Annotated in this window: 22 protein-coding genes; 11 read left to right on the top strand and 11 right to left on the bottom strand. The window is 59.9% G+C overall.

Translation table 11 applies throughout. The annotated features are described in order from the left end of the window. Window positions 1-26: 26 nt before the first annotated feature. The gene (locus TR36_RS13200) at window positions 27-1,313 is read left to right on the top strand and encodes a citrate synthase (protein ID WP_045386686.1); all 1,287 of its coding nucleotides are present in this window, start codon (window positions 27-29) and stop codon (window positions 1,311-1,313) included. Window positions 1,314-1,346: 33 nt separating this feature from the next. Here TR36_RS13200 and ccmE read toward each other — a convergent pair whose 3' ends face one another. Genes ccmE through TR36_RS13185 form a run of 3 tightly spaced genes read right to left on the bottom strand, consistent with a single transcriptional unit; the run spans window position 1,347 to window position 3,683 of the window. Beyond that, window positions 1,347-1,790 (bottom strand): cytochrome c maturation protein CcmE, encoded by a 444-nt coding sequence (gene ccmE / locus TR36_RS13195; RefSeq protein WP_045386689.1) that lies wholly within the window; start codon window positions 1,788-1,790, stop codon window positions 1,347-1,349. Window positions 1,791-1,827: 37 nt separating this feature from the next. Continuing rightward, a complete protein-coding gene (argC, locus tag TR36_RS13190; RefSeq protein WP_045386692.1) occupies window positions 1,828-2,856 on the bottom strand; it encodes an N-acetyl-gamma-glutamyl-phosphate reductase in 1,029 nt (342 codons plus the stop codon). A gap of 14 nt (window positions 2,857-2,870) precedes the next feature. Beyond that, window positions 2,871-3,683, bottom strand: a complete 813-nt coding sequence (locus tag TR36_RS13185) for a glutamate racemase (RefSeq protein ID WP_045386695.1) — start codon at window positions 3,681-3,683, stop codon at window positions 2,871-2,873. A 145-nt stretch (window positions 3,684-3,828) separates the two neighbouring features. Between TR36_RS13185 and TR36_RS13180 the strand changes: the two genes are divergently transcribed. The 4 genes from TR36_RS13180 to grxD all read left to right on the top strand — a co-directional run bounded on the left by TR36_RS13180 (window position 3,829) and on the right by grxD (window position 7,821). After that, on the top strand, window positions 3,829-4,725 hold the full coding sequence (locus TR36_RS13180) for a LysR family transcriptional regulator (protein ID WP_045386698.1): 897 nt from the start codon (window positions 3,829-3,831) through the stop codon (window positions 4,723-4,725). A gap of 239 nt (window positions 4,726-4,964) precedes the next feature. Further along, entirely contained in the window at window positions 4,965-7,124 is a 2,160-nt protein-coding gene (gene purL, locus TR36_RS13175; RefSeq protein ID WP_045386701.1) for a phosphoribosylformylglycinamidine synthase subunit PurL, read from the top strand. A 69-nt stretch (window positions 7,125-7,193) separates the two neighbouring features. Continuing rightward, a complete protein-coding gene (locus tag TR36_RS13170) occupies window positions 7,194-7,436 on the top strand; it encodes a BolA/IbaG family iron-sulfur metabolism protein (protein ID WP_045386703.1) in 243 nt (80 codons plus the stop codon). Between the two features lie 13 nt (window positions 7,437-7,449). Continuing rightward, window positions 7,450-7,821, top strand: a complete 372-nt coding sequence (gene grxD, locus TR36_RS13165; RefSeq protein WP_045386706.1) for a Grx4 family monothiol glutaredoxin — start codon at window positions 7,450-7,452, stop codon at window positions 7,819-7,821. A gap of 33 nt (window positions 7,822-7,854) precedes the next feature. On the opposite strand, the gene TR36_RS13160 is transcribed toward grxD, so the two are convergent. Genes TR36_RS13160 through TR36_RS13150 form a run of 3 tightly spaced genes read right to left on the bottom strand, consistent with a single transcriptional unit; the run spans window position 7,855 to window position 8,955 of the window. After that, the gene (locus TR36_RS13160; protein ID WP_082714972.1) at window positions 7,855-8,190 is read right to left on the bottom strand and encodes an MliC family protein; all 336 of its coding nucleotides are present in this window, start codon (window positions 8,188-8,190) and stop codon (window positions 7,855-7,857) included. After that, window positions 8,187-8,561, bottom strand: coding sequence for a cell division protein ZapA (locus TR36_RS13155; protein WP_045386709.1), 375 nt, complete (start codon window positions 8,559-8,561; stop codon window positions 8,187-8,189). Before TR36_RS13155 ends, TR36_RS13160 begins: the two co-directional genes overlap by 4 nt. Further along, window positions 8,554-8,955, bottom strand: coding sequence for a hypothetical protein (locus tag TR36_RS13150; RefSeq protein ID WP_045386712.1), 402 nt, complete (start codon window positions 8,953-8,955; stop codon window positions 8,554-8,556). The genes TR36_RS13155 and TR36_RS13150 overlap by 8 nt, the downstream gene beginning before the upstream one ends. Window positions 8,956-9,134: 179 nt before the next feature. Here TR36_RS13150 and tkt point away from each other — a divergent pair, with 179 nt between their 5' ends. Next, the gene (gene tkt, locus TR36_RS13145; protein WP_045386715.1) at window positions 9,135-11,150 is read left to right on the top strand and encodes a transketolase; all 2,016 of its coding nucleotides are present in this window, start codon (window positions 9,135-9,137) and stop codon (window positions 11,148-11,150) included. 15 nt (window positions 11,151-11,165) lie between these two features. Here tkt and TR36_RS13140 read toward each other — a convergent pair whose 3' ends face one another. Continuing rightward, window positions 11,166-12,119 carry a DUF808 domain-containing protein gene (locus TR36_RS13140; protein ID WP_045386717.1) on the bottom strand — a complete coding sequence of 318 codons (954 nt, stop codon included), beginning with the start codon at window positions 12,117-12,119 and terminating at the stop codon, window positions 11,166-11,168. 182 nt (window positions 12,120-12,301) lie between these two features. Between TR36_RS13140 and gap (TR36_RS13135) the strand changes: the two genes are divergently transcribed. The 3 genes from gap (TR36_RS13135) (at window position 12,302) to gap (TR36_RS13130) (ending at window position 14,525) form a co-directional block, all read left to right on the top strand. After that, window positions 12,302-13,306: a type I glyceraldehyde-3-phosphate dehydrogenase gene (gene gap / locus TR36_RS13135; RefSeq protein WP_062763461.1), complete on the top strand. Its 1,005-nt coding sequence runs from the start codon at window positions 12,302-12,304 to the stop codon at window positions 13,304-13,306. A gap of 12 nt (window positions 13,307-13,318) precedes the next feature. Continuing rightward, window positions 13,319-13,459, top strand: a complete 141-nt coding sequence (locus TR36_RS15785) for a hypothetical protein (RefSeq protein WP_192841358.1) — start codon at window positions 13,319-13,321, stop codon at window positions 13,457-13,459. Between the two features lie 64 nt (window positions 13,460-13,523). Further along, a complete protein-coding gene (gene gap, locus TR36_RS13130; protein WP_062763459.1) occupies window positions 13,524-14,525 on the top strand; it encodes a type I glyceraldehyde-3-phosphate dehydrogenase in 1,002 nt (333 codons plus the stop codon). On the opposite strand, the gene TR36_RS13125 is transcribed toward gap (TR36_RS13130), so the two are convergent. The 4 genes from TR36_RS13125 to TR36_RS13110 all read right to left on the bottom strand — a co-directional run bounded on the left by TR36_RS13125 (window position 14,522) and on the right by TR36_RS13110 (window position 19,536). Further along, on the bottom strand, window positions 14,522-15,532 hold the full coding sequence (locus tag TR36_RS13125) for a histidine kinase dimerization/phosphoacceptor domain -containing protein (RefSeq protein ID WP_045386723.1): 1,011 nt from the start codon (window positions 15,530-15,532) through the stop codon (window positions 14,522-14,524). The two genes, gap (TR36_RS13130) and TR36_RS13125, sit on opposite strands and share 4 nt — an antisense overlap. Beyond that, window positions 15,532-16,014, bottom strand: a complete 483-nt coding sequence (gene coaD / locus TR36_RS13120; RefSeq protein ID WP_045386726.1) for a pantetheine-phosphate adenylyltransferase — start codon at window positions 16,012-16,014, stop codon at window positions 15,532-15,534. The genes TR36_RS13125 and coaD overlap by 1 nt, the downstream gene beginning before the upstream one ends. 111 nt (window positions 16,015-16,125) lie before the next feature. Further along, window positions 16,126-18,990, bottom strand: a complete 2,865-nt coding sequence (gene uvrA / locus TR36_RS13115; protein WP_062763457.1) for an excinuclease ABC subunit UvrA — start codon at window positions 18,988-18,990, stop codon at window positions 16,126-16,128. A gap of 93 nt (window positions 18,991-19,083) precedes the next feature. Beyond that, entirely contained in the window at window positions 19,084-19,536 is a 453-nt protein-coding gene (locus tag TR36_RS13110) for a hypothetical protein (RefSeq protein WP_153010569.1), read from the bottom strand. 75 nt (window positions 19,537-19,611) lie between these two features. Between TR36_RS13110 and moaA the strand changes: the two genes are divergently transcribed. Both moaA and TR36_RS13100 read left to right on the top strand, forming a co-directional pair. Further along, window positions 19,612-20,610 carry a GTP 3',8-cyclase MoaA gene (gene moaA, locus TR36_RS13105; protein ID WP_062763455.1) on the top strand — a complete coding sequence of 333 codons (999 nt, stop codon included), beginning with the start codon at window positions 19,612-19,614 and terminating at the stop codon, window positions 20,608-20,610. A 519-nt stretch (window positions 20,611-21,129) separates the two neighbouring features. Beyond that, window positions 21,130-22,896: a hypothetical protein gene (locus TR36_RS13100; protein WP_045386738.1), complete on the top strand. Its 1,767-nt coding sequence runs from the start codon at window positions 21,130-21,132 to the stop codon at window positions 22,894-22,896. Window positions 22,897-22,993 lie beyond the last annotated feature (97 nt).

Genomic DNA, 22,993 nt, shown 5'->3' with positions numbered 1-22,993 from the left:
CCCCACGATTGGAGAGGGATGACCCTATGACGAAAAACGCTTCATTGACCTTTGGCGACAAGACTGTCGAACTTCCCGTTCGCAGCCCAACGGCAGGTCCGGACGTTCTCGACATCCGCAAGCTTTACAGCGAACTGGACGTCTTCACCTACGATCCCGGCTTCACCTCTACCGCGTCCTGCGACAGCGCAATCACCTATATCGATGGCGACAAGGGCGAATTGCTGCACCGTGGCTACCCGATCGAACAGCTGGCATCGGAATCCTCCTTTGTCGAAATGTGCTACCTGCTGCTGTACGGCGAACTGCCGAATGCCGAGCAGCTGGACAAGTTCCGTGACACCGTCACGCGCCATACAATGGTGCACGAACAGATGCACAACTTCTTCCGCGGGTTCCGTCGCGATGCACATCCGATGGCCACGATGGTCGGTGTCGTCGGTGCCATGTCCGCCTTCTACCACGATTCCACCGATGTGACCGATGAGCATCAGCGCGAGGTGGCCTCGTTCCGCCTGATCGCCAAACTGCCGACCATTGCGGCGATGGCGTATAAATATTCGATCGGCCAGCCCTTCGTCTATCCGCGCAATGATCTGGATTACGCCTCCAACTTCCTGCACATGTGCTTCTCGGTTCCGGCAGAACCCTATGAGGTGAATCCTGTTCTGGCAAAGGCCATGGACCGGATCATGATGCTGCACGCCGATCACGAGCAGAACGCATCGACCTCCACCGTTCGCCTGGCAGGCTCGTCGGGTGCGAACCCGTTCGCCTGCATCGCGGCCGGTATTGCCTGCCTCTGGGGCCCTGCCCACGGCGGCGCCAACCAGGCATGTCTGGAAATGCTGCGCGAAATCGGAACGGTTGACCGTATTCCGGAATTCATCGCCCGCGCCAAGGACAAGAACGACCCCTTCCGCCTGATGGGCTTTGGCCACCGCGTCTACAAGAACTTCGACCCGCGCGCCAAAGTCATGAAGGAATCCGCGGATGAGGTTCTGGAGCTGATGGGTGTGCACAACAACCCGACGCTGCAGGTCGCCAAGGAACTGGAGCGGATCGCGCTGGAGGATGATTACTTCATCTCCAAGAAGCTCTACCCGAACGTCGATTTCTACTCGGGCATCATTCTTGATGCGATGGGCTTCCCCACCGCCATGTTCACGCCGATCTTCGCGCTGTCGCGGACCGTTGGCTGGATTTCGCAGTGGAAGGAAATGATCTCGGATCCGGCACTGAAAATCGGTCGCCCGCGCCAGCTTTACACAGGCTATGCGCGCCGCGACTACACGGACGTGAATTCCCGCTAAGACAGAACAGCCGGCCCCTCGGGGCCGGCTGTTTCAGCTTTGGGGGGCTTCGTAAACACCCTGCTTCTTCAGGGCGTCGATAACTTCCTTGGGCATATACGTCTCGTCATGCTTCGCAAGGATCTCGGTGGCGACAAAGGTTGCGCCCTCCATGCTGCCCGTACCCACCATACCTTCCCCCTCTCCGAACAGATCGGGCAAGACACCGGTGTATCTTGCAGGAACGGTATTCGCGCCATCGGTCACGCTGAACGCGATCTCGGCCCCCTGCCCGCGCATGAGCGTTCCCTTTTCGACCAGCCCTCCCAGGCGGAATACCTCACCCGGGCGTGGAGGGTCGGTCATGACCTGGGTGGGAGAGCGAAAGTAGTTGATGCCGTCCTTCATGGACCAGCCGACCAGACCAACGGCCAACCCCAGAGAGACGAAGGTCAGCACGATGATCTGGATACGGCGGCGTTTCTTCAGGCCTTTCATATCACCTCGCTTGAAGGGGCAGTCCGCCCCTTCTGGCTTAGGGGAATACCGGCGCCATGTTCAGCCCGGCATCCTCGTCCAGTCCCAGCATCAGGTTCGCGTTCTGCATCGCCTGACCCGAGGACCCTTTGCACAGATTGTCCAGCGTCGCCACGACCATGGCACGTCCGGGAATACGGTCCCCCACCACGCCGATATGCACGTGGTTCGAACCACGCACATCATGGCTGGACGGTAGCTTGCCCATCGGCAGCACGTGGATGAAGGGCTCGCTGGCATAGCGGTCCGCCAGTGCCGCATGGATGGCCTTTGCATCCCCGCGCACATAGACATCCGCCAGAATGCCACGGTTCATCGGCACCAGATGCGGCGTGAATTGCACCAGCACCGGCCGACCGGCAATCTTGGAAAACTCCTGATCGAACTCTCCCAAATGGCGGTGCGTGCCGCCTGCGGCATAGGCATTGGTGCCCTCGGACAATTCGGCGTGCAGAAGGTTTTCCTTCAGGCTGCGGCCTGCGCCGGAAACCCCGCTCTTGAGGTCCATCAGGATCTCGTCCAGATCGATCACACCGGCCTCGATCAACGGGCGAACGGCGTACTGACCGGTCGCGGCGTTGCAGCCCGTCCCGGCAACCAGACGCGCATTGCGGATTTCATCACGGTAGAATTCGGTCAGCCCATAGACGGCTTCCTTTTGCAGCTCCAGGGCCGCATGGGGCTGGCCATACCACTTCTGGTATTCCGCCGGATCGCGCAGCCGGAAATCGGCCGAAAGATCAACGATCTTCAAATCAGACGGCAATGTCTTGATGACGGCTTGCGACGTGGCATGCGGCAGGGCGCAGAACGCCAGATCCACCTGCGAGAAATCGATCTCGTCGATCTTTACCAACGGCGGCAGATCCATATGGCGCAGGAACGGAAACACGTCGGCCATTGCCATGCCGGCCTTGCGATCCCCCGACAGGGCCACGATTTCCATCGACGAGTGCGTCGCGATCAGGCGGACCAGTTCCGCACCGGTGTAGCCCGAGGCGCCAAGGATGGCGATACGATGTGTCATAAGTCGTCCTTTCGTTACGCCGCCTCGAACACCACACCCCGCCGCAGGAACTGCGTGGCATGGGTGGAGACGCTGTCAGGGTTCCCCGTCGTCAGATAGCGGGATTCGGTGCCGGACCCCAGAAATTCCGGACGCCGGTGCAGATAATCTTCCAATGCGGCAGCCACAAGCGCGGGTTGCGACAGCACCGTCACATCAGGGCCAAGCGCCTTCTGGAAAACCGCTTCCATCAAAGGATAATGGGTGCAGCCCAGCACGGCCGCATCGGGCTTCGGCATCCGTCGCAGCAGGGCCTCGACGTGCGATTTCACCAGCGCCTCGGCCAGAATTTCATCCCCGGCCTCGATCGCATCGACCACACCGCCGCAGGGCTGCGCCTCGACGTCCACCCCCACGGCGCGGAAGGCAAGCTCCCGCTGGAAGGCGCGGCTTGCAACCGTTGCAGGGGTGGCGAACAGTGCCACATGCTTCACACCCACCTGACGCGGCGGGGTGTTGTCACCCCACTGCCGCTCGGTCAGCGCCTCGATCAGCGGAACGAATACGCCCAGGACCCGCTTTTCCGGCGGGATCCAGGTTTCCTGCATCCGTTTCAGCGCGGCGGCAGAGGCGGTATTGCAGGCAAGAATGACCAGATCGCATCCCTCGTCCCACAAACGTGCCACCGCGCGGGTTGTCAGATCATAGATGTCGTCGGAGGTTCGCACACCATAGGGGGCATGGGCATTGTCACCCAGATAGACGAAAGGCACCTGCGGCATCCGGCTCTGCAATGCCCCCAGCACCGTCAGACCGCCCAGCCCCGAATCGAACACACCAACTGCCATTTGCGCCCCCTCTTTTCATTCTGCCTATGCCTGTCGTTCCCCGAAGTCCACGCAGTTCCCGGCCCATCGGCGGGGTTTGAGCCATGTTCTGTTTGCAACTCAGCCATGCTGATACTAGATGAAGGTTCTAGGCAGGGAACATGGCATGGACTGGGACAAACTACGTATTTTTCACGCCGTGGCCGATGCCGGCAGCCTGACCCATGCGGGTGAGACGCTGCACCTCAGCCAATCCGCCGTTAGTCGCCAGATTCGCGCGCTGGAGGAAAGCCTGAATGTCTCGCTTTTCCACCGCCACGCCCGCGGGCTGATCCTGACTGAACAGGGAGAGCTTCTGTTCGACGCCACCAGCGCCATGGCCAAACGGCTGGACGCCGCCGCCGCCCGCATCCGCGATAGCGAGGACGAGGTTTTCGGCGAATTGCGCGTGACGACGACAATCGGCCTTGGCACGATGTGGCTGGCTCCGCGTCTGACCACGCTTTACAAGAAGTATCCTGCGCTGAAAATCGATCTGATGCTGGAAGAGAGGGTACTGGACCTGCCCATGCGTGAGGCCGATGTGGCCATCCGCATGAAAGAGCCGAGCCAGGCCGACCTGATCCGTAAACGGCTGATGACCATCCGCATGCAGCTTTATGCTTCGCCGGAATATCTGGAGCAGCACGGCACGCCGCAGACAATGGCCGACTTCAGCCGCCACCGCCTGATCTGCCAACATCCGGGCACACCACAGGTCGGCGCCGGTGCGCTGTTGATTGCCGAGCTGATGAGCAACGACATCCCCTCCACCCTGACGGTGAACAATTACTTCGGGGTGATGCAGGGGGTTCTGAACCATCTGGGAATCGGGGTTCTGCCTGATTACCTCGCGGATGAATTCCCCCATCTTGTGCGCGTATTGCCGGATGTATCCTCCAATGATGTGCCGGTTTTCCTCGCCTATCCCGAGGAATTGCGCCATTCGAAACGCATTGCCGCATTCCGCGAATTCGTGACCGAGGAAATCGTCGCCTATCGCAAACGGATCAAGACAACCTGATATGCGCAGACCGCATGCCAGCCATGACGCTACGTCGTTATAGAAGTGCTTGCTTATTAATCATCACCCCCCTAAATCTGCGCTTGAAGACGGCGATTTTCGATCTCCGACTTCATACCTCCCTGTTGGACTTTGGCCGGGCTTCATGCCCGGCTTTTTTTTCGCGCTGGTTCCACCTTCCCTCGAACGGCTTCGTGCCTTATGAGCAAGGCGCAAATCCCACGCCCGCGAGGAACCACATGTCCGATCCCGACCTGACCCCCGAGCTGATTGCCGCCCATGGCCTGAAACCGGATGAATACGACCGGATCCTTGGCATCATCGGACGGGAACCGACGTTCACCGAACTCGGCATCTTTTCGGCCATGTGGAACGAACACTGTTCGTACAAGTCATCCAAGAAATGGCTGCGCACCCTGCCCACCACCGGTCCGCAAGTCATCTGCGGCCCCGGCGAGAATGCGGGCGTTGTCGATATCGGGGATGGCCAGGCCGTCATCTTCAAGATGGAGAGCCATAACCACCCGTCGTACATCGAACCGCATCAGGGCGCCGCAACCGGCGTCGGGGGCATCCTGCGTGATGTCTTCACCATGGGGGCCCGCCCAATCGCCGCGATGAACGCCCTGTCCTTCGGCATGCCTGACCACCCCAAGACCAGCCATCTGGTCAAGGGTGTTGTCGAAGGTGTCGGCAGCTACGGCAATGCGTTCGGCGTGCCGACCGTGGGCGGCGAAGTCCGTTTCCACCGCAGCTATAACGGCAACTGCCTTGTGAACGCCTTTGCAGCGGGCCTCGCGGATGCGGACAAGATCTTCTATTCCGTCGCATCCGGCGTCGGTATGCCGGTTGTGTATCTGGGTGCAAAGACCGGACGTGACGGTGTCGGCGGTGCCACCATGGCCTCGGCCGAGTTCGACGACACGATCGAGGAGAAGCGCCCGACAGTTCAGGTCGGCGACCCCTTCACCGAAAAGCGTCTGCTCGAAGCCTGTCTGGAGCTGATGTCTTCGGGCGCGGTCATCTCCATTCAGGACATGGGTGCGGCGGGGCTCACCTGCTCGGCGGTGGAAATGGGCGACAAGGGCGGCCTCGGTATCCGGCTCGATCTGGAGAACGTGCCGCAGCGCGAACCGAACATGACCGCCTATGAGATGATGCTCTCGGAAAGCCAGGAGCGAATGCTCATGGTGCTGAAGCCCGAGATGGAGGACGAGGCCCGCGCGATCTTCGTGAAATGGGATCTCGACTTCGCCATCGTCGGCGAAACCATCCCCGAGGACCGCTTCCTGATCCTGCACAATGGCGCGGTGAAGGCGGATCTGCCGCTGTCCAAACTGTCGTCCAGCGCCCCGGAATATGACCGCCCCTGGGTGGAAACGCCTGCTGCGGCGCCTTTGACGGACGTGCCCGAGGTGGACGCCATCGAAGGTCTGCGCGCCCTGATCGGATCGCCCTCCTACGCCCACAAGGCATGGGTTTACGAACAATACGACAGCATGGTGATGGCCGATACCATCCGTGCGCCGGGCCTGGGTGCGGGCGTTGTCCGCGTGCATGGCACGCCGAAGGCGCTTGCCTTTACAAGCGACGTGACCCCGCGCTACGTCAAGGCCAACCCCTTCGAGGGCGGCAAGCAGGCCGTGGCCGAAGCCTATCGCAACCTGATTGCCGTGGGGGCCCTGCCACTTGCCACCACCGACAACCTGAACTTCGGCAATCCCGAAAAGCCCGAGATCATGGGCCAGCTGGTAGGCGCGATCAAAGGGATCGGTGAGGCTGTTGCAGCGCTGGATATGCCCATCGTTTCGGGCAACGTCTCGCTTTACAACGAAACCGATGGCCAGGGCATTCTGCCGACCCCTACCATCGGAGCCGTCGGTCTGCTGACGAATACCGACGAAATGATTGCGGGCCTGCCGTCCGAGGGCGATCTGGCCGTGGTGATCGGTGCAACCGAAGGGCATCTGGGCCAGTCCGCTCTTCTGGCCGAGATGTTCGGACGCGAGGACGGGGATGCGCCGCGCGTCGATCTGGCGGCAGAAAAACGGAACGGGGGCTTCCTGCAGGCCAACCGCAAACTGCTGAGCGCCGCCACCGATCTGGCGGATGGTGGCCTGGCGCTTGCAGCGTTCGAAATGGCCGAAGGCGCAGGCCTGGGGGTGGCGCTGGATGTCACAGGAACTGCGGCACTGTTCGGTGAGGATCAGGCCCGTTACCTTGTCGCGGTCGCCCCATCGGCGCTGACGGCGCTGACCGAGGCTGCTGCCACGGCCGGTGTGCCGCTGGCACAGGTCGGCACCTTCGGCGGAACATCGGTCCGGATGGGTGGTGCCAGTGCCGCACTGAACGAACTTTCACAGCTGTATCGCGGCGCATTTGCGGCTGCTGTCGGCTGATCCCTCCCCGCCTCCTTGCGCGAGCGGGGGGGCGAGGCTACATTTCAGTCAAAGCTCGAAGGACATATCATGGCCATGGAAGCCCACGAAATCGAAACGTTGATCCGCGAAGGTTTTCCGGATGCCAAGATCACGATCACCGATCTGGCCGGCGATGGAAATCACTGGGCCGCCGAAGTGATCGACGAAAGCTTCAAGGGAATGAACCGCGTGCAGCAGCAACGCGCGGTCTATGCCAGCCTGAAAGGCAAGATGGACGGGGCGAACGGCGAACTGCATGCGCTGGCCCTGACCACCAAAGCCCCCGTTTAAAAGGAACAGAACGATGACGGATACAACAACCGCACAAGACCAGATCCGCCAGACGGTTTCGTCGAATGACGTGGTGCTTTTCATGAAGGGCACCAAGGACATGCCGCAATGCGGATTCTCCAGCCGCGTGGCAGGTGTGCTGAACTACATGGGCGTCAATTTCCGCGATGTGAACGTGCTGGCCGATGCCGAGCTGCGTCAGGGCATCAAGGATTTCTCCGACTGGCCGACCATTCCGCAGCTTTACGTGAAGGGTGAGTTTGTGGGCGGATGCGACATCATCACCGAAATGACCCTGTCGGGTGAACTGGATACGCTGTTTACCGACAATGGCATCGCCTTCGATACCGAGGCTGCGAAGAAAATTCGCGAAGCCAACGAATGATTTGAAAAAGCCCCGGAACATCCGGGGCTTTTTTTATTGTGCTTGGCTGCATTCCGACAGAATTGGCGTTTCATCCTCCGCATCACCGGCGCGCCAATAAAGCGTCGCATCCTGCCCCTTGGTCCACCAGACATAACCGGCACCATCCGATGGCCAGCCGTATCGGGCACCCGAGGCCGCTTCCTCGGCCTGCAGGGTGATCTGCCGCCCTTCGACATTGATCACCGCCACCTGCATGTCATCGGCATTGACATAGGTCGCCGGGACGGACACGCCCCGTTCGCAAGCATAGCGCACCGTCTGCAGGGTGGTTTCCGCATGGGCGGCACCCGCCAGCCCGATCAACCCTGCAACGGCCGCCAGCTTCATGCAGAAGCCTTTTCTTCCAGCGATGCCGCCATCGCCTCGGTCCGTGCGGCCAATTCGGCCATCGTCTCCACGACAATCGGGGGAATGACCGGCACTTCGATACGCTCCGGTTCGGGCGCCGGGCGGGCCTCCAGCTCGGCCAATGCGGCGCGGGTCTTGGCCAGATCCTGCTCGGCACTGATGGTCTTGTCAGCCAGCATCAGCCCGGCCATCAACAGCATCTTTTCCGCAGGCATCCGTCCGATCTGCTGCAGCAACGCATCGGCCTGATCCGACAATTGCCGGGCGGCATTCCGCAGAAACTGTTCCTGCCCGTCCTGGCAGGCAACCGTAAAGCTCTTGTTCCCGATCGTAATTTCCAGATCAGCCATTATGCGTCTCCTCGGCCTTGTCGACCAATGGGGTCAGCGCGGCCAGAACAGCGTCCAGCTCCGCACGGTCACGGGCGCGCGCCGCCTGCAGTTCTTCCAGCTCGGCACTGCCGCCCTCACCCGCAGAAGGCAGGTGGCCCTGTACATTGGTAGCTGCCGAGCGCAGGGCCTCCAGTTGCTCGGTCAGGGCCGCAACCTCGGCCTCCAGCGCCTCGATGCGGGCCGCCGATTTTTCCTTGACCGCGCGAAGGCGCTCACCCAGCTGTGCATTGACCAGTTTTTCTTCTTCAACCGCACGACGCTCTGCCGCGCCCCCTTGCAGCCCTTCGGCCGCAGTGCCGATCCGCTCCAACGCGCCGGTGATCCGACGTTCCAGCTCTACCAGATCCTGCATCAAGCCTCCTTCATTTCGGCGCGAATCGTTCGCCACGCCAGAGTTCGCCAGATAATAGCGATTTTGCGCGCGGGATTTAGCCCCCAATCCCCTAACAACGCCTTGGCACGCTTGATCTTGCCGCCTTGCCTGATATGCAAAGACGCAATCTATCAAGTGATCATTGAGGAGCTTGCGCTTTGGATCTTGCCACCCTTCGCCGCCAACACCCCGACCATTGGTCGAAAGCTGTGGCCATCCGCACCCTGTCGCTGGATGCTGTGGCTGCGGCCAATTCGGGCCACTCCGGCATGCCGATGGGTATGGCCGATGTCGCCACGGTGCTGTTTGAAAAGCACCTGAATTTCGATCCCACCGATCCGCAATGGCCCGATCGTGACCGGTTCATCCTGTCTGCGGGCCACGGCTCCATGCTGCTCTATTCCCTGCTGCACCTGACCGGCTATGCCGACATGACGCTGGAGCAGATCAAGAATTTCCGCCAATGGGGCGCCATCACCGCAGGCCACCCCGAATACGGCCATGCAGGCGGCGTCGAGATGACGACCGGCCCGCTGGGTCAGGGTCTTGCCACCACCGTCGGTTTTGCCATCGCCGAAGAAAACCTGCGGGCCCGCTGGGGCAAGAAGATCGTCAACCACTACACCTACACCATCGCCGGTGACGGCTGCCTGATGGAAGGCGTCAGCCAGGAGGCGATCGCCCTTGCAGGCCGCCAGAAACTGTCGAAACTGATCGTGCTTTGGGACAACAACGGCATCACCATCGATGGCAAGGTATCCCTGTCGGACGTTACGGACCAGAAGGCACGCTTCGCGGCCTCGGGGTGGGATGTGTTCGAATGTGACGGCCACGACCCCGAGGATATCGACCGTGCGATCACGGCGGCCAAGGCATCACCCGGTCCGGCCATGATCGACTGTGTCACGAATATCGCTCTTGGATCGTCCGCGCAGGACACGTCCAAAGGCCACGGCGCATTGACGGATGCCAAGCTGATTGCCGACACGCGCGAAGCCTACGGCTGGCCGCATGCCGCCTTCGAGCTGCCGGCGGATGTCAAGGAAGCCTGGGCCAAGATTGGCCAGCGTGGTGCCGCAACCAACGCCGAATGGAAGGCACGTTTCGACGCGCTGTCCGACAGCAAGAAAGCCGAATTTAGGCGGGCCCTGGCCGGTGAGATGCCGAAACGCCTTGGTGCCGCCATTCGTGCGCTGAAAAAGCAGGTCACCGAAAAGGGCGCAAGCGTTGCCACCCGCAAGGCATCGGAAATGGCGCTGGAGGTCATCAACCCCATCGTCACCGAAACCATGGGCGGCTCGGCCGATCTGACCGGATCCAACAATACCAAGACCGGTGACATGGGCGTGTTCGATGTAGACAGCCGCAAAGGGCGCTACATCTATTACGGTATCCGTGAACACGGCATGGCGGCGGCAATGAACGGCATCGCCCTGCACGGCGGCCTGCGCGCCTATGGCGGCACGTTCATGGCGTTCACCGATTATGCCCGCCCCTCCATGCGTCTGGCAGCCCTGATGGGGGTTCCAAGCGTATTCGTCATGACCCATGATTCCATCGGTCTGGGCGAAGACGGTCCGACCCACCAACCGGTAGAGCATCTGACCATCAGCCGCTCCACCCCGAACACATGGGTTTTCCGTCCGGCGGATGGCGTCGAGGCAGCCGAAGCCTGGGAACTGGCACTGACCACCACGACCACCCCGTCCGTGATGGCACTTAGCCGTCAGAACGTACCAACCGTCCGGACCACCCACAGCCAGAAGAACCTGACTGCCCAGGGCGCCTATGTTCTGGCCGAGGCCACGCGTAAACGTCAGGTCATCCTGATGGCGACCGGTACCGAGGTGGAGATCGCGCTGAAAGCCCGCGAAATGCTTGAAGCTGAGGGTATCGGCACCCGTGTCGTATCCGTTCCCTGCATGGAACTGTTCGCGGCACAGGACGAAACCTATCGCCGCAAGATCCTGCCGCCCGGCCCCGTCCGTGTGGCCATCGAGGCTGGCGTCCGGATGCCATGGGATCGCTGGCTGCTGGGTGAGCGTGGATCCGAGAAGAAAGCGGCGTTCATCGGCATGACCGGCTTTGGCGCATCGGCCCCTGCCGAACGCCTGTACAAGGAATTCGGCATCACCGCCGAGCATACGGTTGCAGCCGCCAAGGCGTTGCTCTGACCCCGAAGGCCGCCCCTAGTGGGCGGCCTTTTTCCCCAGCAACGGGGAGATGACGCGGCTGTAGCCCACAACCAGAACCGCCCCCACCGCAAGTCCGATGACACCATCGCAGAATGCGGCCACAAACCATTCCACAAATCCATGCGCCACCCCAATGGCCCCGGCTGATGCCGCCGCCCAGTGGTGGATCAGTTCGTAGGGATTGTGCCAGCCCATCTCGTGCAGGCCGTGCGTCAGGATATTGCCCCCCACCCACAGCATGGCCAGCGTGCCGATGACCGTCAGCACCTTCAGAAAAACCGGCATGCCGCGAACCAGAAGCGCGCCCGCCTTGCGCAGAACGGCACTGCCCGAGGTTTCGACCATACGAAGCCCAACATCATCGGTTCGCACGATCAGCGCCACCGCACCATAAACCAGTGCCGTGATCATGATGCCCACCAGCACAAGCGCTGCCGCCTCGACCCACAGGCTGTCGCCTTCGATCTGGCTAAGCGCGATGGTCATGATTTCGGCCGACAGGATGAAATCGGTCTTGATTGCCCCGGCTACCTTCTGTTCCTCCAGCCGCGCAGGGTCTTTGGGGGGTGCCGGTTTGGCTGCGGGTTCGGCATGGGGCATTGCGGCATGGATGATTTTTTCGGCCCCCTCGAAACACAGATAGGCCCCTCCGATCATCAACAAGGGCGTGATGATCCACGGTAGGAATGCCTGGAAGATCAGGAGGATCGGCAGCAGGATCAACAGCTTGTTCCGCACACTTCCGACCGCGATGCGCCAGATCATCGGCAACTCGCGGGATGCGGGAAGCCCTGTCACGTATTTCGGCGTCACGGCGGCATCATCGATGACCAGTGTGGTGGCCTTCGTTCCCGCCTTGCCTGCCGCAGCCGCCACATCATCGATGGAGGCCGCCGCCACTTTGGCAAGACCCGCCACATCGTCCAGCAAAGCCAAAAGTCCGCTCATATCCGCCAAAATCCCTGATAGGTTCATGTCTTATCTGACGCGCGGCCCCGCCCACGGCAAGCAAAGCGTTAGCGCCACCACCATATGTTTGCGTTAACATATTGAAATAGAATGATTTTTGCTTTTCGCGCATTCCCGGTTCGGATAAAACTTGTGCAGGTTACCTGGAACGGGGCACGCGCATGGCGATCACGGTTGGCATCAATGGTTTTGGACGTATCGGCCGCTGCACCCTTGCGCATATCGCGCAATCGGGCCGCAATGACATCGAGGTCGTGGCAATCAATGCGACAGGCCCGATCGAAACGAATGCACATCTGCTGAAATACGACTCGGTTCACGGGCGCTATCCAGGATCGGTACGGGTCACCAACGGAATGCTCGATCTGGGCGGCAGCCCGATCCGGGTCATGTCTACCTACGAGATGGCAGAGCTGGACTGGGGCGGCATAGACGTGGTGCTGGAATGCACCGGCAAATTCAACGACGGCTTGAAATCCGGCATGCATATCGAACGGGGGGCAAAATCGGTTCTTATCTCCGCCCCNGCCAAGAACGTGGACCGCACGGTGGTCTATGGCGTCAACGACAAGGCACTGACCCTTGAAGACAGGCTGGTCTCAAACGGGTCCTGCACAACGAACTGCCTTGCCCCCCTGGCAAAGGTGCTGAACGACAGTATCGGCATCGACTCCGGGATCATGACGACGATTCACTCCTATACAGGCGATCAGGCCACGCTGGACCATCGGCATAGTGACCTTTACCGCGCCCGTGCCGCCGCCATGGCAATGATCCCGACCTCTACCGGCGCTGCCAAGGCAATTGCCGAGGTCCTGCCCGAATTGCGGGGCAAGCTGGACGGATCGGCCATCCGCGTTCCGACGCCCAATGTGTCGGCAGTGGATCTGACCTTCGTCGCGGGCCGGAATGTCACTGTCGACGAAGTGAATGAAGTGGTGCGCAAGGCCGCTGCCGGCCCCATGGGCAGCATTTTATCCTATGATCCCGAGCCCAAGGTCTCAATCGACTTCAACCACACCCCCTATTCGTCTATCTTTGCCCCCGATCAGACCAAGGTTATCGGTGGACGCACGGTGCGCGTTCTGGCTTGGTACGACAATGAATGGGGGTTTTCCTGCCGGATGGCCGATGTGGCTGCGGCAATGGGGCGCCTTCGCCACTGACGGAGGCCATCGGTGCCGAACAAAGTTGCGTTTTACATGGCCGCGGTAATCATCGTGGCCATTGCCCTTGATCTGATCTTCGGATGGGGCGGAACAGCCTTTACCGCACGTAAATTCCTCGAATTTATCGAGTGGTTGGAGTTCTGGCGTTAAGGCCCCTTGCACACCCCCCCACACAACCCCCATGTTAGCGCAAACGCATATCGGGAGAGAATTTATGCCAGTCAAAGTCGCCATCAACGGCTTCGGTCGCATCGGTCGCAACGTACTGCGCGCCATCATTGAATCAAACCGTACAGACATCGAAGTGATCGCCATCAACGATCTGGCTCCGGTGGAAACGAATGCGCATCTGCTGCGCTTTGATTCGGTCCATGGCCGTTTTCCGGGTGAGGTCACCACGACCGAAGATACGATCGATGCAGGTCGCGGACCGATGCGCGTCACCTCGCTGCGTGACCCGGCTGAACTGCCTTGGGGCGATGTCGATGTCGTGCTGGAATGCACGGGCATCTTCACGTCCAAGGAAAAAGCGTCGATCCACCTGAAAAGCGGTGCAAAGCGCGTTCTGGTTTCGGCTCCGTCGGACGGTGCGGATAAAACCATCGTATTCGGTGTGAACCACGAAACGCTGACCGCAGATGATCTGATTGTTTCGAATGCCTCCTGCACCACGAACTGCCTTTCGCCGGTTGCCAAGGTTCTGAACGATGCCATCGGTATCTCGAAGGGCTTCATGACCACGATCCACTCTTATACCGGTGACCAGCCGACGCTGGATACCGCGCATAAGGATCTGTACCGCGCACGGGGCGCCGCCCTGTCGATGATCCCGACATCCACCGGTGCTGCCAAGGCTGTCGGTCTGGTTCTGCCCGAGCTGAAGGGCAAGATGGACGGCGTTTCTATCCGCGTACCGACCCCGAACGTATCGGTTGTGGATCTGGTATTCGAAGCTGCACGCGACACCACGGTCGAAGAAGTGAACGCGGCCATTAAAACTGCAGCCGATGGCGCTCTCAAGGGCGTTCTGGGCTACACACTGGCACCAAATGTCAGCTCGGACTTTAACCACGACCCGCATTCCTCGGTCTTCCACATGGATCAGACCAAGGTGATCGAGGGTCGCATGGTTCGTATCCTGTCGTGGTACGATAACGAGTGGGGCTTCTCCAACCGCATGGCAGATACTGCCGTGGCGATGGGCAAGCTGATCTAAGCAGGCATGAATGCCAATCTGGAAACCGCCCCACCTTCGGGGCGGTTTTTCATTGTCAGCTCTCCATTCAGCTGGATCGCGAACTGGCTGGCCAAGGTCAGCCCGAGGCTGGTCGCCTTATCAAGCGAGAACCCTTCGGGCAGGCCCCGCCCCTGATCCGCAATTGTCAGCGTCACATAGCCCGCATCCTGCGACAGACGCACATCGATCACGCCGGTGCCATCACCGGCAAAGCCATGTTCCACCGCATTGGTCAGCAATTCGGTCGCGATCAGCCCGAACGGAATGGCCTGATCCCGTGGAATGGCCACAGGCGCACAGTCGAACCGCATTGTGATGCGGTCCGTGGCGCCAGACGCCTCGATCATGTCGCGGGCCATATCCTGAAGTACATCCCCGAACGACACCTCTTGTGCCAAGGGGTCATGCAGAATGCGTTTCATCCGGGCCACCACATTGATGCGGGCCGCGGCATCATCCAGCGCCTTGCGGGCGACCTCATCCTTTACAGCGCGGCGCTGGATGGTCAGCAACCCTGCAACCGTGGCGAGATTGTTCGACACGCGATGCTGAAGCTCGTGGAACATCAGACCCCGCTGCTCGGCCAGAACCGAGGAGATGCGACGCTCTTTTTCCAGCTGCTGGGTGACGCGCAGGGTCAGCGTAATCAGGATCAGGTCCGTGGCCGCGACAAAGGCGAAAAAGGCCATGGCGACCATCGCCTCGGCCGAGAAGTTGACCGTGCCGGGTTCCGACACAAACAGCAGCCAAGAAGCAAAGAACGATCCGACACATACGAACAGTCCCGGACGGAACCCCCCAAGGAATGTGGTCAGGATGATGGCCGGAAAGAATGTGAGAAAGGGAAAGCCTGCCGGCAGGTATCCCGCCACGACCCATCGCAGGACGATTGCAAGGACAAGGGATATGACAGCAAAGCTCCACCTGAACAGGGGGGACCGTTGAGTGGAAAATACGGGGGCCAACCAGCGCAGCACCCGGCGCATTATCGCACCCGAGAGATCAATGCCTTCGCCACGGCAGGTGTAACGAATTTGGAGATGTCACCGTTCAAACGGGCAATTTCCTTTACCAGGCGGGATGCGATGGCCTGACGGCGGGCATCGGCCATCAGGAACACCGTCTCGATGCTGTCATCCATCAGGCGGTTCATGCCGACCATCTGGAATTCGTATTCAAAATCGGTCACCGCGCGCAGACCGCGGATGATGACCTGCGCCCCGACATCGCGGGCACAATCGATCAGCAGGTTCTCGAACGGATGAACGATCACTTCGCAGGCGGTGATCTGCGCGGTCTCCATGCGGATCATCTCCACACGTTCCTGCAGTTCGAACATCGGCTTCTTTTCACGGTTGATCGCGACACCGATGACAAGGCGATCCACAAGGCGGGCAGCCCTGTGCATGATATCCAGATGCCCCAAAGTAACGGGATCGAATGTTCCCGGATAAAGACCGATGCGCACTAGTATTCCCCCTGCCCTCTGGGCGGAAACAATCGGATTGCGCGAAAATCCGCAAGGAAAATCGTGCAATCCGGTAATTACCCCCCTCGGGGTACGGTCGTGATTGATACGCTATTCGGCCGCCACCTTGGCGGATTTCGCCTTCAGCATCGGGCCAAGATAGTAGCCGGTATGGCTATCCTTATTGGCCGATACATCTTCCGGTGTCCCCTCGGCCACGATCAGGCCGCCACCGTCGCCGCCCTCGGGTCCGATGTCGATCACCCAGTCTGCGGTTTTCACCACATCGAGGTTATGTTCGATCACCACCACGGTATTGCCCTGATCGACCAGCTCATGCAGCACTTCCAACAGTTTCTTCACGTCTTCAAAGTGCAGGCCGGTCGTAGGTTCATCCAGAATATAAAGGGTTCGCCCTGTTGCCCGCCGCGCAAGTTCCTTCGACAGTTTGACCCGTTGCGCCTCACCGCCCGAAAGCGTGGTGGCCTGTTGCCCCACCTTGATATAGCCAAGGCCAACGCGAACCAGCGCATCCATCTTCTCGCGGATGGACGGCACAGCCTGGAAAAAGCTTTGCGCATCTTCCACCGTCATCGCCAGAACATCGGCAATACTCTTGTCCTTGAACTTGATCTCCAGCGTTTCACGATTGTAGCGCGCACCCTTGCAGGTTTCGCACGTTACATAGACGTCGGGCAGAAAGTGCATTTCGATCTTGATCAGGCCATCGCCCTGACAAGCTTCGCAGCGCCCGCCCTTGACGTTGAAGCTGAACCGCCCCGGGCCATAGCCGCGCGCCTTGGATTCCGGAAGGCCGGCGAACCAGTCGCGGATCGGCGTGAAGGCACCGGTGTAGGTGGCCGGATTGGAGCGCGGGGTCCGGCCAATGGGGCGTTGGTCGATGTCGATCACCTTGTCCAGATGTTCGAACCCCTTGATCGTTTCACAAGGCGCCGGGGTTTCATGTGCCCCGTTCAGCTTCAATGCCGCCGTCTTGTACAATGTCTCGATCGTCAGGGTCGATTTTCCGCCCCCTGAAACGCCGGTCACGCAGACGAACTTACCCAAGGGGAAATCGGCCGTCACATTGTGCAGGTTATTGCCCGAAGCCTTGACCACGGTCAGTTTCTTGCCGCTGCCCTTGCGCCGTTTGGCCGGGATCGGGATGGCCCGCACGCCGCTCAGATATTGGCCAGTGATGCTGTTCGGATTGGCTTCTATCTCGGCCGGTGTGCCTTGGGCCACAATTTCGCCGCCATGGACCCCTGCCCCCGGACCGATGTCGAAAACATAGTCGGCCTCGCGGATTGCGTCCTCGTCATGCTCTACCACCAGCACCGAGTTTCCCTGATCCCGCAGGTTCTTCAACGTGGTCAGCAGCCGGTCATTGTCCCGCTGGTGCAGCCCGATAGAGGGTTCGTCCAGAACGTACAGAACGCCCGTCAAACCGGACCCGATCTGGCTTGCCAGCCGGATACGCTGGCTTTCACCACCCGACAGTGTTCCTGCAGCCCTGCTCATCGAAAGGTAATCGAGTCCGACATTGACCAGAAACCCAAGGCGCTCGCGGATCTCTTTGAGGATGGCGCGGGCAATCTCGTTTTTTTGGTTGGTCAGCGCGTCGGGCACGGTGGCCATCCACGCATGTGCATCCTTGATCGACATGACCACGACCTGACCGATATGCAGCCCCCCGATCTTGACTGCCAGCGCCTCGGGCTTCAGACGATAGCCCCCGCAGGTGCCGCAAGAACGGTTGTTCTGATAGCGTTCCATTTCCTCGCGGGACCAGTTGCTATCGGTTTCGCGATAGCGCCGCTCCATGTTCGGGATCAGCCCTTCAAACGTGCGGGCGATGGAATAGACACGGCCAGCCTCGTCATAGCGGAAGGTAATCTCTTCCTTGCCGGACCCATGCAAAAAGACTTTCTGCACCTTTTCAGGCAGATCCTTCCATTTGGTTTTGCGGTCAAAACCGTAATGGTTCGAAATCGCCTCGATCGTCTGGGTTACATAGGGGGATTTGGATTTGGCCCAAGGCGCAATGGCCCCTTGGGCGATCGAGAGATTCTGGTCAGGCACGATCAGCCGTTCGTCAAAGAACAGCTCCACACCCAGACCGTCGCAGGCAGGACAGGCCCCGAAAGGCGCGTTGAAGGAAAACAACCGCGGCTCTATTTCCGGAATGGTAAAACCGGACACAGGACAGGCGAACTTTTCGCTGAAGGTCGTACGGGTTGCCTCTTCATCCTCTGCCACGGCGGTTTCGAAAATGGCGATGCCGTCCGCCAGGTTCAATGCAGTGCGAAAGCTGTCGGCAAGCCGCGTCTCGATCCCCTCACGCACAACGATGCGATCCACCACCACATCGATGTTATGGCGGAATTTCTTGTCCAGCGTCGGCGGCTCGTCCAGTTCATGGAAGGTGCCGTTCACCTTGACCCGCTGGAAACCCTGCTTCCGCAGTTCCAGAAACTCCTTCCGGTACTCGCCCTTGCGATCACGCACGATGGGGGCCAGCAGATAGCCCCGCGTACCCTCCGGCATCGCCATGACGGCATCAACCATATCCTGAACCTGCTGGGCTGTGATCGGCTCTCCGGTGGCGGGGCTATAGGGGGTGCCCGCACGCGCATACAGCAGGCGCATGTAATCGTAAATTTCCGTAACGGTCCCGACGGTAGAACGGGGGTTCTTCGAGGTCGTTTTCTGTTCGATCGAAATGGCCGGGGACAGGCCCGAGATATGGTCCACATCCGGCTTGCCCATCATGTCCAGAAACTGGCGCGCATAGGCCGACAGGCTTTCGACATACCGCCGCTGCCCCTCGGCATAGATGGTATCGAAGGCCAGACTGGATTTACCCGAGCCGGACAACCCCGTGATGACCACGAACTGGTCTCGCGGAATATCCGCATCGATACCTTTGAGGTTATGCTCGCGCGCGCCGCGCACTTCGATGAACTTTTGTTCCATGCCATTCCCCGGATCAGTTGGCCCTTAAATAGGCACAGGGGGCGCCTGTGCCAAGCCAACACGTGAACAATTAGTGAACGTCAGTTCTGGTAGTCAATTCTGGTATATTGTGACCTGCGGCAGGGATGTCAGAGACAACCCAAGGGCGCGATACCCGGCAAGTGACAGCTGAGCCGATCCGACGCCCGGCAGCAGATCCACTGCGACTGTCTGCCCATCCGCCGTTTCGACCCGTCCCTTGGAGGTCTGCTTGACCAGTGAGGACCGCAGCCAGAACCCAGGCTCTGCCGCATTGCCCAAGGTGATGACCACGGATCCCAGCTCCTTGGCGCCGCTGTCTACGGGGGTATTCAAAGCCCGCTCCCGCTCGGCGGCGGAGGTCAGGTCATAGCTGTCGGCGCTGCGCGCTGCCCCGCCGATGGCAGAGCTGGAGGCAGCAACAGGGGCGGTATCCGTCGCCTGAGCGGCGTCGGTGCGTGATTTCAAACCGGGCAGGTGCGAACAACCGGCAACGGCGATAAGCGGGAGGAGGTATATGATGCGCATTTCCATAGGGTAGAGCGCGCGAAATTACTGTCAATCGCCCTTGAGACGGGCATCACCGAGGCCTACGTTCGGGTGATGATCCAGCCCCTTATCGATCCCTTCGACAGAGCCATTTCGTATCTGCGTGTTTCCGTAACGGACCGCTGCGATTTCCGGTGTCTGTATTGCATGTCCGAGCAGATGAATTTTCTGCCCAAGGTGGAGCTGCTGACGCTGGAAGAGCTGGATCGCCTGTCTTCCGCCTTTGTTTCACTGGGTGTTCGCAAGCTGCGGATCACGGGTGGGGAGCCCTTGGTAAGGCGTGGCATCATGAGTTTTTTCCGTGCGATGTCCCGGCACCTGGACAGCGGCGCGCTGGACGAACTGACGCTGACCACCAATGGATCGCAGCTGGCCAAGCATGCAGCCGAACTGGCGGCCTGCGGGGTCAGGCGCATCAACGTGTCTCTGGACACGCTGGATGACGCGAAATTTACCCATATCACCCGTTGGGGCCGTCTGTCCCAGGTGATGGAGGGGCTGAAGGCCGCCAAGGATGCCGGTCTGAAGATCAAGATCAATACGGTCGCGCTCAAGGGCTTCAACGAGGACGAGCTGTTCACCCTTGTGGACTGGTGCAATGCCGAGGGGTTCGAGCTGACCTTCATCGAGGTCATGCCGATGGGCGACATGGAGGGGCGGCTGGATCAATACTGGCCGCTTCGCGATCTGCGCGCACGATTGGCGGAGCGTTATACGGTCATCCCGCTGGCAGAACGCACCGGCGGACCGGCCCGCTATGTCCGCTTGGGCGAAATCGACCAGAAGGTCGGCTTCATCACCCCCCTGACCCATAATTTTTGTGAAAGCTGCAATCGCGTGCGCCTGACCTGCACCGGAGAGCTTTACATGTGTCTGGGCCAGGAGGATCGTGCCGATCTGCGGGAAGTCATGCGCAATGATCCGACCGAGGCGGGTTTGGCCGCTGCCATCCGCGATGCCATCAAGCTGAAGCCCAAGGGTCATGATTTCGACTATGACCGCCAGACTGTTGCAGGCCAAATGCCCCGCCATATGAGCCATACCGGCGGCTGAACGTATTTGCCCAGTGCATGACCTGTGGAAAATCAGGGCAGAAATGCATCATCCGCCACCGAACTGTGCAAAAATACAGAAGACCGGCATAAATCCGGCGCCTATGGGCAAACCATTCCACAGCCATTTCGAACCGTAGCAAACGGCTTGGTGTCTGCACGGACCATACCGGACGTCCGCCCGAATAAGCACCGTTTTCCCAGCATGTTATCGAAATTCCGGACATAGCCCGGCGTATCAATGGTGCCTCACTTTCGGGTTGAACCCCGGTCCATTCGTGCCGGAACGCATGATCCGCTGTGAACACCAAGAGTAAATTTATCGGGACAGGTTACTCTCAAAGACTAGTATCCCAGCTTGCGACTTAGTATCCCGATTTTCGAGGATTTGCGAATCGTGCCCGCCATGCTCCGAGGTTCGGACATAGGCAGGCTGATCGCGCGGAGGAAATTACGCAGCCATGAAGGTTGGGCCACGCCGGGGCCTGAGCCTGATGATGCGCATTAGGGAGAACAGGCCATGGAAAACGAACTGGTATCGGCAATATTCGAACGAAGAGTCGATTTTGCGATCGTCGTTCTCTATCTGGCGTTCATCATCGCCATCGGTTTCATGTTCAGCGGCAAGGCCAAAGACCCCAGCGAATATTTCCGCGGGGGCGGCAAGATGCTGTGGTGGATGACCGGCGCCAGTGCATTCATGGTGCAGTTCAGCGCATGGACATTCACAGGTGCCGCAGGCAAGGCATATTCGGACGGCCTTTCGGTCGCGGTGATCTTCATCGGGAATGCGGTCGGGTATTTCGTATCCTATCTGCTCGTGGCCGAGATGTTCCGCCAAACGCGGTGCATCACACCTGTCGATGCGATCCGGCGCCGTTATGGCCCTGTGAACGAACAGTTTTTCACTTGGGCACAGGTTCCTCTGGGGGTCATCCAGGCCGGAATCTGGCTCAATGGTCTTGCGATCTTCACCTCTGCCGTTTTCAACATCAGCATCGAATGGACGATCGCAATCACGGGCTTCATCGTGATGTTCGTATCGCTCAGCGGTGGGGCATGGGCTGTGGTCGCAAGTGATTATGTGCAGATGCTGGTCATCATGGCCATTTCCATCGCGGCAACGGCCTTTGTCGCATTCAACTATGGCATCACCAATGTCATCACGGAATTCCCCGGCCATCTTCTGACCAATGACGTAAACTACGTCGGGCTGTTCGTCGTCTGGTGCCTGATGTCGATCACCAAACAGATCTTCAGTACGAACAACCTCTACGACGCCTCCCGCTATCTGGTGGCAAAGGACAGCCTGAATGCAAAGAAAGCGGCCCTTCTGGCCTCGATTCTGATGTTTGCAGGTGCGTTCATCTGGTTCCTGCCCCCGATGGCAACTGCCGTCATGGGTGTCGATCTGTCCGCGATGTATCCGACGCTGGGCAACAAGGCCGGTGATGCCGCCTATCTGGCATTCGTCGATATCGCGATGCCGATCGGAATGGTCGGGATCATGATCGCCGCAATGTTCTCGGCCACCATGTCCTCGATGGACACCGGTCTGAACCGCAGCGCGGGCATCATGTGCATGAACTTCTACCAGCCCGTGGTCAAGAAAGGCAAAGCCACCGATGCAGAGCTGATCGTCGTCGGCAAGATCATCACCTTCCTGTTCGGGATTGCGATCATCCTTGTCAGCCTGTTCATCTCCTCGCTGCAGAACATCAGCCTGTTCGACATCATGCTGCAGATGGGCAGCCTGATCCAGATGCCGATCCTGATCCCGCTGTTCCTTGCGGTCTTCGTTCGCCGCGTTCCTGACTGGGGCCCCTGGGCTACGGTTATCGTCGGCTTGCTGGTCTCGCTCGCCTCGAAATACGTTCTGACCCCCGATCTGGTCGGCAACATCGTGGGTATCGACTTTACCGGTCGTGAAAGCAGCGATCTGGTCTTTACCATCTCCATGGCCTTGCACCTGACCGTGACGACCGGCTTCTTCTTCATGACGCGCCTTTTCTACAACGGCCTGTCGCCCGTACGGCACGAAGAAGTGGACCGTCTGTTCGAGGATCTGTCCACACCCGTCACCTCCCCCGCCGGCGCTACGGACGCGGATCTGGAGCAACGGAATAAACTCGGGACGCTGGCCCTGGTCTATGGTGCCACGATCTTCCTGCTGCCGTTGATCCCGCAACCGGATGGCAGGATGGCCGCGGTGCTCGGGTTCGGTTTGACGGGGGGGATCGTGTTTGTGATCGGTGCCCTGCTCCGCCTCTCGGCGCGCAAACCCTGATCCGGTCATAAGAATCGCACCTGAAGGGCCCGGGAAACCGGGCCTTTTTTAATGCCCGCATTTCCTGGGCCATAACCCCGGCAACGGCTGCCCCGCC

It is taken from the genome of Falsirhodobacter sp. alg1 (genome assembly GCF_000739715.2).
Classification (GTDB): domain Bacteria; phylum Pseudomonadota; class Alphaproteobacteria; order Rhodobacterales; family Rhodobacteraceae; genus Falsirhodobacter.
Note: the sequence above shows the minus strand (reverse complement) of the source record. Positions and strands in the feature narration are given on the sequence as shown.